The sequence below is a fragment of the Shewanella goraebulensis genome, from assembly GCF_030252245.1.
GTDB lineage: Bacteria > Pseudomonadota > Gammaproteobacteria > Enterobacterales > Shewanellaceae > Shewanella > Shewanella goraebulensis.
Genome location: NZ_CP126972.1, coordinates 3,027,347 through 3,041,678, shown reverse-complemented (window position 1 = coordinate 3,041,678; position 14,332 = coordinate 3,027,347). Strand labels below are relative to the sequence as shown.

The following is a 14,332-nucleotide window of genomic DNA, read 5'->3' as shown; positions in this document are numbered from 1 at the left end:
TTGTTTTTTAAGTTAGATTTATGCTTGCAATGCAAGTTTTTGGTTGAAATTGTGATCCATGTCTCAAAGCGTTCTTGGGAATGTTTTTCGGTGAGGGTTTTATTGAACTTGAAAATTCAAATTTAGATAATAATGAATAATAGTAGAATTGTTATGCAGCATGAAGAAGTTCATTGCTCAAATAAAAGATGAATTGTGTAATGATTGTTCAAACAAACATAAAGATGGTAAAAGTGATCGGAATTAACTTGATCATGCTAATGGCTTGGGGGATAATCCTGCCGTTCACATCAAACCTGTTTAATGTGAAATCTATGGTGACCTTAGGGTCCCTCCGCAATGATAACTTGTGAACTCGGCCAGGCCTGGAAGGGAGCAACCGCAGCAAGTGACTCATGTGCCGGAGTGCGGCTCTAGGGGAACCTCCAAATTCTTCTAGATTTACCTCTTAATATTATTTATTAATCAAATAAACTTAAAATTAGTAATTATCTATAATTAGCTATTTTCAATAGTTGGTAATGCTTCAAGCTTGGCTTTGGCATCAGCTTCCTCTTCTGCAATACGTCTCTTTAAATTGGCCTTCAAAAAATCACGAGACTTTTCTAGGGCAATTTGTATCTCATTTTTCATTTTTTGTAATTCATTATAATCTTCGAAGAAATAGGTATCGACTAAATGTCTGATATAACGAACAGGCAATTGGTTTAGGGTGACGCAACACAAATCTGCTAGGTACTCTTCTGGCAACTCTTCCAATAAGCCTTCATCTCTTAATATTTCCATGAGTAGCACTTCATAATAATTACGAATATCAACTTGCATATTTAGCTCCAGCAGAATGTCTTTTGTGCTAGTTTGCTACCAGATTGAGTTGGCTGCAATAAAAAGTTGACTGTGACGCTTGGTTAATTCAGCTTCATCGCGGCTGTATCCGCCACCAATTACCGCTGCAATTGGGATGTCAGCAAGTTTAGCTTGATCAAATATAAACTTATCACGGGCAAAAATACCTGCTGTAGATATATTGAGGTAGCCTAAGTCGTCATCGGTGTGAATATCTACGCCAGCATCGTAAAGAATAAAATCGGGTTGGTGAATACTAATGAGATAAGGCACGACTTGTTGTAGAGTTTGAAGAAAGTGTTCATCATCAGTTCCTTTGTCAAACTCTATATCATGATCTGAATGCGACTTTCTTGAAGGGAAATTCTTTAAACAATGAAAAGAACAGCTCACTATATTTTCAACGTTAGTTGATAATGTAGCTGTGCCATCACCTTGGTGCACGTCACAATCAATAATGAGGACTTTGGTTGCCTTGCCGGTAAGGAGCATTGTATTCGCGGCAATCATTAAGTCATTGAAGATGCAAAAGCCACTACCGTAATCATAATGAGCATGATGATAACCACCACTTAAGTGTAAAGCTATGCCATGTTGTATTGCTAATTCAGCACATAAAGTCGTACCACCAACAGCGTGTAAAGTTCTATTAAGTAAAGCTTCACTCCAAGGGAACCCAATTCGTCTCATTACTTTATGGTCGAGGTTGTTTTGGATAAAGTTATCGACATATTGTGATTGATGGATTTGCTTGATTGAGTCTGATTTGCTTGATTGAGTCTGATTTGATTTTATCTGCCGAATAAAAGTGTTCTGGTTGTGCAATTCTTTGGTCGAGCAAATATTGCTTTAGTAACTGGTACTTAGTTGTTGGAAATCGATGGTGGGAAGGTAACGCCAGCTTGGAATAGCTGGCGTGATATACAAGTGGAATACTCAATTGTAAGTCAGCTGCTTAAGTGATAGAAACCTAGCGCTTAAAGTTGTTTGATAGCCCAGCTCATAAACTCTTTTCTGGTTTCTTCATCGGCCTGTAACCACCAGTATTGCAGCATCTGTTCAGGATGTGTGGCAGTCTTATCACCTGCTTGTGCAACAGCTGGCGCTGGTGCAACTTGGGCAGCAGACGGAGCTGTGGCCGCCACAGTAGCACTTGTCGCAACAGCAGCAACAGGGATTGCTTTGGTATTACCGTCAGTGGCTGATGCAGATAAAGTGTCAATATCTTCGCCTTTATTGCCGCTAAACAAATTACTGATAAAGCTACTTTCTTTATAGTCTGTTTGCGTCACTTTATAGATGACTGAACCATTATCTTTACGTGAAATCACGATTTGTGGATCTTTCGCAAATGATTTTGGTCTTTTAACAAAGTCGCCATCAGCTGGCTTTAATAAATATTCATGATCACCATCAACGGTTATATCGATAATAAACGGTGATGATTTCACAAAACTTTGACTATCACTAAAATCGTCATCAACCATATCGTGATAGCGAATCGCTATTTTATGGTCACCATTTTCAAGTGCTAAATCGGTTTTATGAGTAAACATATTGGTATCTATTTCTTTACCGTCAAGCGCTAGGTATTCAAAAGACATAGGAATGGTCATATTAGCCGCTATAGCCGATGTTGAAGTGACGAAAGCTATTAATGCTGCACTTAGCGGGAGAGTAAATTTCATTGTTGCTCCTTAACGATGGTTATTTCTATGCGGCCGTTCAAACATTTGAATTCGTTCTTCAATATAGCTAATTGCTTGACGGCATTTCCCTAATCTTCGATGTAGGGAAAGGATTTCATTTTGTATCGTGATTTTGTCAGTACTGTGACAGTTTGCAAGCTTAGTTTCCATTTCTGCAATTTTTTGTTCAAAAGTTGTAGCCCAATTCAAATGTTTATTTAATTCTTGATAAATTTGATGGCTATTCTTCATCACATTACTAGCAATCCAACCAAACCCGCTGTCTGAATGTTGTTGCTGTTGTTTTTTTGCGTATCGAGCACGGCTATTGGCGCGTTTTTGCTCTGCTGTTTTTACGTTTATATTGGTCGTAACCAATGCTCGGCGCAGCGCTGTAAAACGATCTTGTATACGTTGACAACTTAATTCGATAATTTTGACATCGAGTTTTAAAGAAAGTTGCTTTTCTAACTGCTGAATATCTTTTTTTAGTTGAACTATGCAAGGGCTTAATTGCGCACCTTGTTGAATAAACAATTGTGAGTTAAATCGTTCAATATCTTGCAGCATTTTTTTTTGTTGGGCAGGTAATTGCTGGTCATGATAAAGCGCATCTTGCTCTAGTGAGCTTAGTTGCTGTTTTAATTGGTAAATTAGTTGATTGGTATTTCTCATAGCCAAGCCGTCCACGCAAGGTGTGCTGCTATCGACAAAACAGTAAAGATAAACAGAGGCTTAACAAATGGGACCCCAAATCTAATCGCCGATTTAGCACCAATATACGATCCCGCCATCATACATACGCCCATCCACAGTCCTAAAATCCAGTCTACTTCGCCTAACAAGGCAAAAATAACCAAAGCGGTGACATTACTTACTGACGTCATTACTCGTGCTAATGCGCAACTATTGAGTAAAGGTAATTTGTGTAATCTTATACTCGATACTGTCCAAAAAGCGCCAATCCCTGGTCCTGCAAAACCATCATAGCCGCCGAGTAATACGCCTTGGGCAGCTTGTTTTCGTTTGCAGGGTGAGGTTATAGGTGCAGCTTTGAGGTTTTCCCCCATAGCTTTAGGACTAAATAAGGTATAGATAGCAATACTGATAATGACTAACGGTAAGATTTTTTCAAGCCAAGCTGCATCAATTAAATAAACAAAAATACTGCCTAATATGGCGCCCAAAAAGGTGGTTATAAAAGCCGTCTTCCAAAATCTAAGATTGATTAATTGTTGCTTATAATAGGTGTAGCCAGCTGTGATTGAACCAAAACAAGCTGCTAGTTTGTTGGTTCCTAGTGCTAAATGTGGTGGGATACCCATAGTTAACAGTGCTGGAATAGATAGCAACCCACCACCACCAACTACGGCATCAATAAAACCGGCCACAAGGCCTATAACGGCCAAGATTACCCAGTGGCTTGGATCTAACAATAATTCCAAAAATATACCTATTCTATAACTTTGCGAAAAGGCGGTAGGGCATCGAGGAGTGATTTGCCATAACGCTTGGTAATAAGACGTCTATCCAAAATGGTGACACGACCATAGTCATCTTCTTTACGGAGTAATCTACCACAACTCTGGATTAATTTTCGTGAAGCATCAGGAATAGTTAGCTGCAGAAACGGATTGCCACCTTTACTCTTAATGTATTCTGCATGAGCTTGTTCAACTGGAGACGTTGGTACAGCAAAAGGCAACTTAGTAACAATTAAGTTTGTTAAATAATCTCCAGGTAAATCTAACCCTTCTGAAAAGCTTCCAGTACCGAAGATAATGCTTGGTTTGCCATCATCACATCGCTGTTTATGTTGCTGGAGGATTTGTTGTCTTGGCATTGTGCCTTGGACAAATAGCTGGCCTTTTGGAATTTTACTCATCACTTGATCAGTCACTTTTTCCATTTGCCAATAAGAAGCAAACAAGACGAGTGTCGCCATTTCATCTTCAACAAGAGCGACAATCTGTTCCGCTAATTCATCGGTAAAAGCATCTTCAGTGGGCTCGTTATTCATCTGGGGGATAAATAAGGTGGCATTATTTTCGTAATCAAATGGTGATAGCAATGCTAGAAAGCGGCTGCCGTCATTTAGAGATAACCCAACTTGATGCGCGAAATGATTGAAATTATTTAATGCCCTTAGAGTTGCGCTGCAAAGCACGACCCCCGCAGCTTTTTGCCACAGCATGTGTTCCAACATAAAGCCAACTTCAATAGGAGAAGCACAGAATAAATAATCTTGCTGTTTACCGGTTATTAATTCAGCCCAGCGTGCCATGGGAGCGCCTTTTTTGGAGTCCTCTTTTGCGAGCATTTTCCAAAGTTTTGCAAGGTTTTCTAATCTCTGCAGTATAAAACCTGCTTCTGATAATGCAGCTTCCGATTGATGCTTTGGCAGCTCACCATCTTTGATAGCTTCATTAAGTACACTTTGGATTTTGGTAAATTGCTTAACCGCAAGATTTGATGTTGTTGCTAAGTTTTCTGCTTGTATTAGTAATGACTCTGGAAGTTTGCCATTTTCGAATCGTAAGCGAGTTTCTGGGTTGGCAAAAAGTTTTGGCTGTGTATCGCAAAAGTGAGCCACTTGATTTAGCTGAGTCACTAAATCTCCAATATGATCAAGCATCGCCTGTACTGGTGCAATGATATGAGTCGTCTTAAGTTGGTTTTGCAGTTTTGAGCAGGTTTTAGAGGCTTTCTCTAACCAGTCACTTGCGCCTCTAAGGGTTGCTTGAGCGCTAGAGAAATCTCTGGCAACTGTTGGCAAGTGATGAGCCTCATCGATGACATAAAACATATCTTCTGGTTCAGGGAGGATAACACCGCCACCGAGTTCTAGGTCGGCAAACAATAAACTGTGGTTGACGATTAACACGTCCCAAGTTTCTACATCTTCTCGGGCCTTATGAAACGGACAGTTGTGATGACTCGACATTTGTCTGTGACAAGTGTGTTTGTCGCAACAAATTTGTTGCCATAAAAAATCTGGCAATGGCTGCTTTAATGTATCAATCTCACCATTCCATTTCCCTTCTTGAAAATCTTGATGAATGCCTTTCAATAAATCTATTTGGCTTTGATCTGGTTTTGTTTGCCACATCGCCATTTGTGAGGTGTCTTCCGGGCCTATCATCGCAGCGAGTTTGGCTAGGCAGACATAACGTTGTCTGCCTTTTACTAAGCCGAATTTAAAATCGACACCAGATTGTTGTAAAAAGAAGGGTAAATCTTTATGAAGTAATTGCTCCTGAAGTGCTACTGTCGCCGTTGCAATACAGACCTTTTTCTTACTAGCAAGTGCCAATGGAATGGTGCCTAAAATATAAGAAAGCGACTTACCAATACCAGTTCCGGCCTCACAGACCATAATGCGCCTGTGTTTATCGTAATCACCTGCTAACGTCTTCGAGATTTCTGCAACCATGTAGTTTTGTTCTCTGCGAGAACGAAAGTTTGGCATCGCAGTCGCAATATCTTTATAGATAGTGCGGATCTGAGTTTTGATATGATCCGTTAACATGTATGACCCATTAGCAATCTTTACTTACTAATTCTTTATTGGCTGGTATATGCTGTACATAATAACAGTGATTTTGAATGTTCGGAATAAATAATCGAAGGTTTAGATAAGTCTTATACTTTAAAGGTGGATAATTTGACGTATCTGAGAGTCTCATTTTGGCAGGTAAAAATCATTTGGTTGATGAATAAATGATAATTGCTAGTGAATCACCAGTAAGTTTGCAGTCTAATCTTACTTTAACGTCTGTTAAAGGTAGAGTGTTGACTAGGCATGCTAAGTATCAGCATGGTCGTTTGTTACTGCAATATTTTTTAAAAACGGCTTCAGGTCCTGCGTTAATCGAGATTGAGCAAGCTGAAGTTATTTGTTTTTGCAAACAGTCAGACAGTGCATTTTTACTGCAGCATTTTACTTCAGGCATCCGCATAGAGCCGATAAAACTTAAAAATTTTAGTCATCAACAAGTGTCATGTATTTACCTTAAATCAACCACGGTACAAAAGCAGTTATTGAGGATTGCTAATGATGCAGGCATCGATATCTATGAAGCTGACATTAAAGTGGAGCAACGTTATTTAATCGAACGTTTTATCGCGTTAGATGCTGAATTTATTGCATCTGCGCCACCATTGCAGCAATCGCTGCCTTCATATATAGCGACGAAAGCAAGAAAGGCTGATTTGGATATTCCGTTATCTATGGTTTCACTGGATTTTGAATGTAGCCCGACAGGCGAGCTATATTCTGTGGGTTTATATGGCTCAAAATCTGCACTTGATAATCAATGTGATATATATAAAAAAGTGATAATGGTCGGCAAGCCAACCTTTGATGAAAATAAGCTTGCTGAAAACGAAGACGGTAACTCAAATGCTAAAGCTTATACAAGCTCAAGCGAATATATTCAGTGGGTCGATAACGAAGTTGAATTAATCCATGCGTTAATCCATTGGTTTACTGATTATGACCCTGATGTAATTATTGGTTGGGCTGTGGTGACGTTCGATTTAGCTTTATTATATAAGCGCTGTCAATTACATAGTATTCCTTTGTTGATTGGAAGGGCTAGTACTGAACTTTCATGGAAAGTAGAAGATAAATTCAGGCCTGAAACCTTATCACTTCCGGGCAGAGTTGTGCTCGATGGGATTGATTGGATTAAAGCGGCGTTTTATCAATTCGAACGTTATTCTCTAGAGCATGTGTCTCAGCATCTACTTAATGAAGGTAAAGCAATCGACCATGTTGAAAATCGTGGCCAAGAGATTTGTCACTTATTTGCTAACGATAAACTTGCATTAGCATTCTACAACTTAACTGATTGCCGTCTTGTCTGGGATATTTTTGAAAACACACAACTTCTCGCTTTTGCATTGGAAAGAGCAAAGTTAACAGGACTAGAGTTTGGTCGAGTGGGCGCATCAGTCGCTGCGTTCAATAATTTATACTTACCGCACCTTCATCGCAGTGGTTATGTTGCACCTGCAAGAGCAGCAAGCAAAGGGTTAGAGTCGCCAGGTGGCTATGTTATGGATTCTATACCTGGATTTTATAAAGATGTATTAGTTCTCGATTTTAAAAGTTTGTACCCCTCAATCATTCGCACATTTTTAATCGATCCCAAAGGGCTTATTGAAGCCGAACACCAAACAAAAGAGTTGACTGTACCTGGCTTTTTAGAAGCACAATTTAGCCGTGAAAATCCTATATTACCGCAATTAATTGCAAAGCTAGCTGAGCAAAGAGAGCTCGCCAAAGTTCATAAAGATAAACCACTATCTCAAGCTATTAAAATTATCATGAACTCCTTATATGGTGTTTTAGGGTCTAAAGGCTGTGTATTTCATGATGCGAAGCTTGCTAGTTCGATCACTATGCGCGGTCATCAAATTATGAAGCAAACTAAAAGTTGGATTGAAGCCGAAGGCTATAAGGTTATTTACGGTGATACTGATTCAACCTTTGTCTGGCTTGGTGAAAATCATCAAATACAAGATATAAATTGTGTGGGACAAACGCTCGCTAGACTTGTTACCGAGAAATGGCGACAAACGTGCACCGATAATTATCAAATTGAAAGTTATTTGGAATTAGAGTTTGAGAGCCATTTTAATCAATTTGTCATGCCTACACTCAGAGGTTCAGATGCGGGGAGTAAAAAACGCTATGTAGGTGCGTCAAAAGATAGCGAAGGCCATATAGAGCTGACTTTTAAAGGAATGGAGCAGGTGAGAAGTGATTGGAGCCCAGTAGCTAGAAGGATGCAATACCACTTATATCTTTTACTATTTACACAAGGCGATGTGAAGTCTTATTTGCAGCAACAACTGCAAAAGCTCGAAAAAGGCGAGTTAGATGAGGAGCTGATATTTAGGAAAAGGCTCAAAAGAAATGTTGAGGAATACACTGCTAAATCATCACCACATGTTAAAGCTGCAATCAGATTGTGCCAGATAACTGGAAATGAAAGCGCTGGCAGGCGAGGTAGTATGGTTGAATATCGAATGACGCTTAATGGAGCGCAGCCTATAGAAGCTAAAAATGAAGCGATAGATTATCAATATTATGTCGAAAAACAGATAAAACCCATTGCTGAACCTGTTTTAGCATTGCTAGGTGAGGGCTTTGATAGTCTTAGTAACAATCAAATGATGTTAATTTAGCGTTAATCGATATTGCATTTATGGTTATTCGTTACTATTTTTTAATGGTTTCGTAGTTGATTGTACTGTCTGATGTGTTGTTTTGGTATATTCAGGAGGAAAAAACGCTCATTTCTTTGTTTCGAGATATTTCTGCGTGCTAGCCTTTGATGAAAGGATAATACAAACAAAATGGACTGTTATCAGAAATAATGATGAAAATTAAATGGGAAGGTTTAGCTTGATGAAAAAAACTTTAATCGCTTCAGCACTTGCAGCTGTAATGTTCGTACCAACGGCTTCAGCTATCGAAATCTACAAAGATGATAAAAATTCTGTAGAAATTGGTGGTTTTATTGATGCTCGTGTTTTCCATGGTCAAGATACTACTGAAGTGGTCAATGGTGCATCACGCATTAATTTCGGCTTTGAGCGCCAAATGGGTGACGGCTGGAATACTTTTGCTAAATTAGAGTGGGGCGTAAATCCATTTGGTGACAGTGAAATTATTTATAACAATGACCAACTTTCTTATGAGAATGGCGACTTCCTATCGAACCGTTTGGGCTATGTTGGTGTTAATCATGACACTTACGGTACGTTAACTGTAGGTAAGCAGTGGGGTGCTTGGTACGACGTCGTTTACAACACTAACTACGGTTTTGTATGGGATGGTGATGCTTCAGGTACTTATACATATAACAAAGGCGACGGTTCGGTAAATGGTACTGGTCGTGGCGACAAAACGGTTCAATACCGTAATGCATTTGGTGACTTTAGTTTTGCTGTTCAAGCCCAGTTAAAGCAAGACGAGTTTGACGTGTTATCTGACGGTACTGTTGATGGCGAACCTCCAGTATCTCCAATGATCAATGTTCAACAAACTGTTGCTACAATTGAATATAACAATACTTACGGTTTAGCATTAACTTATCAAGCAACAGATAAATTCGTTGTTACTGCGGGTGTAAACGTAGGTGAATTCAAAGGTTCTACTGTAGAAAACGAAAAAATTGAAGAAACTGATATAATCTACGGTTTGGGTCTAACTTACGGCGGTTGGGATGCTGAAGGTCTATACGCAGCGGCTAACTACAGTAAGCAAGAGTTCCACGATACAGACAATTTAGGCCGTCTGATCTCAGAAGCTTATGGTGTAGAAACGCTTTTATCATACCGTTTTGACAACAATATCCGTGCGTTCCTTTCTTACAATATCTTAGATGCTGGTGATGAGTACAAAGCTGACTACGAAGGTGACACGTTCAAACGTCAGTTCACTGTAGCTGGCTTACATTACATCTGGGATGCTAATACAGTTATTTACTTAGAAGGTCGTATCGATAATAGTGACTTCAGTGGTAGTGAAGAAGCTGCAATGAAGTTATCTGATGATGACGGTATTGGTTTCGGTATTCGTTACACTCTTTAGTAACAAATAGCTTTTCAAACGTCTAAAAACACCCATTTATGGGTGTTTTTTTTTGGCTTCTTAAAAAGGAATATAGTTAAAATGTTAAATGATTGTGTTTACTAGGCTTGAGTTGAGCATTTTTGTCGCTTAAAAATAAAGCAGTCAAAAACATTTTATTAACATCATTGGTTTTCCTTAGTAATTAATAAAGAATAATACTTTCAAGAGCTTGCCTTTTGTTGGTAGTTGAAAGTTCTGTTTGTGTCCATAAAAATGGACATTTTAACTGTGCAAAAGGCTCAGTCACCTCTTATGTTAATGAAACATGTGTTGAATAAATGTTTTATTTGTGATTTTATTGCTCTTGAAATGTAGTAGCGGTGTAATTCGCACACATTCACCAACTTGTCCTTAAACACGTTGGAAAATAAGAAAGATATAAGTCCAGGGAGATTGACAATGCATAAGAATTTATTAGCTAAATCAGTGCGTCTCGCAATGATTAGCGGTGCAGCTGCGGCAGCACTAAGTACACCGGTAGCTTTTGCTGCTGAAGAAGATGAAACAGTAGAGCGTATTGAAGTAACGGGTTCGCGTATTAAGCGTACTGATTTAGAAGGTGCTTCACCGGTAACTACCATTACTGCAGAAAATATGAAGGTAGAAGGTAACTTTACCGTTGCTGATGCACTTCGTAACAGTAACTTGAACTCATTTGGTTCGTTCTCTGAACGTTCAGGTAGTTCAGCACAGTCTCAAGCAACGATCGATTTACGTGGTGCTGGTTCAAGTCGTACCCTAGTACTTATCGATGGTAAGCGTTTTCCTGGTTCACCGACTCTAGGCGGTGCTTCAGCTAACTTGAATGCTATTCCAATGGCTGCAGTTGAAAGAATTGAAATCTTAACAGATGGTGCTTCTTCAACTTATGGTTCAGATGCGATTGCTGGTGTTGTAAACATCATCATGAAAAAGAATTACCAAGGCATTGAATTTAATGTAGGTGGTGGTAGTCGTGACCGTGATGGTGGTCTAACAAGTAAAGAATTCTCAGTTGTCGCTGGTTATGAAATGGACAAAGGTAATATTACTTTTGCATTTGATCATCAAGACCGTGAAGGTATTTCTGATGCTGACCGTGACTTTACTGCAGCAAAAATTAATGGTGACTATGATTCAGCTCAAGCATATGTAGACACTGATGGTTGGTCAATCTATGGCGCTACAATTGCAGCTCCAGATTTTTCTACTACTCAAGCATCTCCTTTGTGTGACGATTTAGTTGCTGAATACGGTGAAAATACTTTCCGTAAAGTCAAAGCAGATACCCATTGGGGAACACCAGGTGCTGAATACTGTATGTTCGCATATGGTAATGTTTCATATAACAAAGCCTCTATTGACCGCAATACTGTTTACGTTGATGCAAACTATGAAATAGCAGAAGACGTTGAGTGGTTTGGTCGTGCAATGGTTACACAAAACTCATCGTTTGGTCGTTACGCTCCTCCAGCTGCAGGTTGGAGTAATATGGCTGCTGATAATCCACATAACCCTTATGATGAAGAAACGTTTGGTTATTTCCGTTGGGTTGGTATTGGTAACCGTGATGGTAAAGTTGATGACTATAACCAAGATTACCTAACAGGTTTACGTGGTTCTATTAGTTCTTGGAATGATGCTACATGGGAATTTTATTACCATCACAACATCGCCGACAACAAATCTATCGGTGAGTATTACCTAAGTTATTCAGGGTTAGCTTACAACCAAGCTAATGATATTGATTTAGGCTCTGAAGCCGGTATCAATAACATGAGAGCGACTACTTTAACTCAAGGTAGAGCGACTTTCGACCAGTACAATGGTGGTATCGGGTTTGATGCATTTGAATTGCCAGGTGGTCAAGCTGCTCACTATTTTGGAATGGAATACTTTGACCAAAACTTCAGTGAAGTTTATGACGCTCAGTCTGAAGCTGGTTTAATCGGTGGTAGTGCGGGTAACTCAGCTGGTGGTGACCGTCAAGTATGGGCAGCTTTCTATGAGGTTGCTCTACCAGTTGTTGATAGCGTAGAAATTAACTTAGCTGTTCGTTACGATGATTATAGTGACTTTGGTGGCAACACTGCTCCTAAAGCGTCAGTAAGATGGCAAGCACTTGATAACTTAGTTGTACGTGCTTCATATTCTGAAGCATTCCGTGCACCAGGTTTGGATCAATTGTACGCAGCAACAACATTTAGTGCTGAAACTGCAACAGATTACGCATTCTGTGAATCTAACGGAATTGCTGATTGTCCATCTGGGCAGGTTGATACATACATTAGTGCTAACGATGAGTTAGGTCCTGAAACATCTGAGTACATTAACTTCGGTGTTGCTTGGGATGTGATTGAAGAGTTTGGTGTTAAAGTTGATTACTTTAACTTAAATATTGATGATGTAATTAGTCAACGTTCAAGCACAAGTGTCATGGAAGGTATTGCTGATGGCACACTTGCACCAACAGACACGTTTTATGTTAACCGCGCACCTAGCACAGGTGGCACTTTAGGTAGAGCACTTGAAGTAGGTACTGGTTATGCTAACAGTGACAAGCTTGAAATCGAAGGTATTGATGTTGCATTAAATAGTGCTTTTGAAACAAGTATTGGTGAATTCAATTTTAACTGGCAAAACAGCTTTATCACTAAGTACATCGTTGAAGATGCTGCTGGTACTGATGCTGTAGATACTGCTGGTTGGGCAGGACAACCTGATTACCGCTCTAACTTCACAGCTATCTACTCAATTGGTGACAATAGCTTCAGCTGGAATGCTAACTACATTAGCTCAACTTATGAAGATAAAGATGAAGGTGAATTGGACGATTGGTTAATTCATAACATCTCTTACAGCTATGATGTAGGCAGCTTTGGACTAATTCGTCTTGCTGTGAACAACCTTACTGATGAAGATCCAGTATTAAGTTCAGATGGTAAGTACGAAGATCCTAGCTTATATAACAACTACGGTCGTGAATATCGTGCTAGTTATACTTTGAAGTTCTAAAATATAAATAAGTAGTATATTTTAAAGGCTCCCTAGGGAGCCTTTTTTATTGAATTTTTTGGAGAGAACATGAGTGACCATTGGAGTGAGTATTGGAATCAAGGTTTTTTAACTTCTTTTGGTGGAGCAATTGATGATAACTATGAGGGAGCACTTAAGCATTATTGGAAAGGCAAATTTTCAGAGTTGGACAATAATTTCAACATGTTAGATATCGGTACAGGTAATGGTGCTATTCCTATGTTACTTAAAAGTTTTGTTGACGGAAATTTATCTGGGAATGTTATTGGTATTGATATGGCCAAAGTGAAGCTGCCTCAAACTTTTGAAAACTCAACTGTTAATATTAAATTACTATCATATATTGATTGTACAAATTTGCCCTTTGATACAAGTTCTTTCGATAAGTGCACTTCACAATTTGCTATTGAATATTCTGATTTGATTCGTTCGTTAAAAGAAGTAAATCGGGTCCTTAAACTTAATGGTGAAGCTAATTTTATTATGCATAATTCTAATTCGTCAGTTATCGAGGTTAATAAAAAAGCAAATAATATCTTACTTAGTCCATATATTGACGAGCTATTTTCTAATATGTCCATGCTTATAAAGAGTATGGGTGAAATAAAGTCAGGGATAGATATTCAAAAAGCTAAGAATGACCCAATTTGTGAACAATATCGACATTCTGTTAATAATTGCATTAAGAATATAATTGATATTGATGAACAGTCTGCAAAAGAAAGTGAGCTAATGGCGTATGTAGGGCAATTCTTTACAAAAGGAATGATGTGGAGTATTGATAAAAAATATGAGTTTTTGGCTTTTGTGGAAAAAGAAATCCTAAGTCAACGTCTTAGGCTAACAGAATTATTATCTGCATCTATTGATCATAAAAAGATAATTACTATTTTAGAAAATTTACCCGTAGGTTTAGTGTTAGTTTCAATAAATGAAGTAAAAGAAGAACATAAGATAATTGCTTGGGAGTTGACTCTTAGGAAAAATGAATAATTAATTTTATTGTTGATTGCTAATGTATATGGGTGTTTATTGAGTAAAATGTATAGAAAATAATCTTTCAATACAAATTGAACAGTTAACTAGTCTTTCCAGTAGTTTTAGATGTTCTCAATTGTTGACACAGGTCAACATT

General features: G+C 38.6%; 10 protein-coding genes and 1 other RNA gene. 5 read left to right on the top strand and 6 right to left on the bottom strand.

Annotated features, from left to right (window positions below; genetic code table 11):
• The first annotated feature begins 323 nt into the window (after positions 1-323).
• Positions 324-420: signal recognition particle sRNA small type (ffs, locus tag QPX86_RS12780), an RNA gene on the top strand.
• A gap of 78 nt (positions 421-498) precedes the next feature.
• Here ffs and QPX86_RS12775 read toward each other — a convergent pair.
• The 6 genes from QPX86_RS12775 to dinG all read right to left on the bottom strand — a co-directional run bounded on the left by QPX86_RS12775 (position 499) and on the right by dinG (position 6,063).
• Positions 499-825: a late competence development ComFB family protein gene (locus QPX86_RS12775; RefSeq protein ID WP_285162920.1), complete on the bottom strand. Its 327-nt coding sequence runs from the start codon at positions 823-825 to the stop codon at positions 499-501.
• A gap of 36 nt (positions 826-861) precedes the next feature.
• Positions 862-1,671 (bottom strand): histone deacetylase family protein, encoded by an 810-nt coding sequence (locus tag QPX86_RS12770; RefSeq protein ID WP_407696590.1) that lies wholly within the window; start codon positions 1,669-1,671, stop codon positions 862-864.
• Positions 1,672-1,823: 152 nt separating this feature from the next.
• Positions 1,824-2,534, bottom strand: coding sequence for a DUF2057 domain-containing protein (locus QPX86_RS12765; protein ID WP_220755578.1), 711 nt, complete (start codon positions 2,532-2,534; stop codon positions 1,824-1,826).
• A 9-nt stretch (positions 2,535-2,543) separates the two neighbouring features.
• The gene (locus tag QPX86_RS12760; RefSeq protein WP_220755577.1) at positions 2,544-3,209 is read right to left on the bottom strand and encodes a primosomal replication protein; all 666 of its coding nucleotides are present in this window, start codon (positions 3,207-3,209) and stop codon (positions 2,544-2,546) included.
• Complete coding sequence (locus QPX86_RS12755) at positions 3,206-3,979, bottom strand: sulfite exporter TauE/SafE family protein (protein WP_220755576.1); 774 nt, start codon at positions 3,977-3,979, stop codon at positions 3,206-3,208. The genes QPX86_RS12760 and QPX86_RS12755 overlap by 4 nt, the downstream gene beginning before the upstream one ends.
• 8 nt (positions 3,980-3,987) lie before the next feature.
• A complete protein-coding gene (gene dinG, locus QPX86_RS12750; protein WP_285162919.1) occupies positions 3,988-6,063 on the bottom strand; it encodes an ATP-dependent DNA helicase DinG in 2,076 nt (691 codons plus the stop codon).
• 191 nt (positions 6,064-6,254) lie between these two features.
• On the opposite strand from dinG, the gene QPX86_RS12745 reads away from it, so the two are divergent.
• From QPX86_RS12745 to QPX86_RS12730, 4 genes are all read left to right on the top strand, one after another.
• Entirely contained in the window at positions 6,255-8,729 is a 2,475-nt protein-coding gene (locus tag QPX86_RS12745; RefSeq protein WP_285162918.1) for a DNA polymerase II, read from the top strand.
• 223 nt (positions 8,730-8,952) lie between these two features.
• Entirely contained in the window at positions 8,953-10,140 is a 1,188-nt protein-coding gene (locus tag QPX86_RS12740) for a porin (protein ID WP_220755573.1), read from the top strand.
• A gap of 441 nt (positions 10,141-10,581) precedes the next feature.
• Positions 10,582-13,176 (top strand): TonB-dependent receptor domain-containing protein, encoded by a 2,595-nt coding sequence (locus QPX86_RS12735; RefSeq protein ID WP_285162917.1) that lies wholly within the window; start codon positions 10,582-10,584, stop codon positions 13,174-13,176.
• A 69-nt stretch (positions 13,177-13,245) separates the two neighbouring features.
• Entirely contained in the window at positions 13,246-14,190 is a 945-nt protein-coding gene (locus tag QPX86_RS12730; RefSeq protein WP_285162916.1) for a class I SAM-dependent methyltransferase, read from the top strand.
• Positions 14,191-14,332 lie beyond the last annotated feature (142 nt).

What these genes read in the sequence shown, in the direction of transcription:
- QPX86_RS12735 (WP_285162917.1), top strand. Translation starts at nt 10,582, where the DNA reads ATGCATAAGAATTTATTAGCTAAATCAGTGCGTCTCGCAATGATTAGC.
- QPX86_RS12775 (WP_285162920.1), bottom strand. Translation starts at nt 825, where the DNA reads ATGCAAGTTGATATTCGTAATTATTATGAAGTGCTACTCATGGAAATA.
- QPX86_RS12740 (WP_220755573.1), top strand. Translation starts at nt 8,953, where the DNA reads ATGAAAAAAACTTTAATCGCTTCAGCACTTGCAGCTGTAATGTTCGTA.
- dinG (WP_285162919.1), bottom strand. Translation starts at nt 6,063, where the DNA reads ATGTTAACGGATCATATCAAAACTCAGATCCGCACTATCTATAAAGAT.
- QPX86_RS12730 (WP_285162916.1), top strand. Translation starts at nt 13,246, where the DNA reads ATGAGTGACCATTGGAGTGAGTATTGGAATCAAGGTTTTTTAACTTCT.
- QPX86_RS12745 (WP_285162918.1), top strand. Translation starts at nt 6,255, where the DNA reads ATGATAATTGCTAGTGAATCACCAGTAAGTTTGCAGTCTAATCTTACT.
- QPX86_RS12760 (WP_220755577.1), bottom strand. Translation starts at nt 3,209, where the DNA reads ATGAGAAATACCAATCAACTAATTTACCAATTAAAACAGCAACTAAGC.
- QPX86_RS12765 (WP_220755578.1), bottom strand. Translation starts at nt 2,534, where the DNA reads ATGAAATTTACTCTCCCGCTAAGTGCAGCATTAATAGCTTTCGTCACT.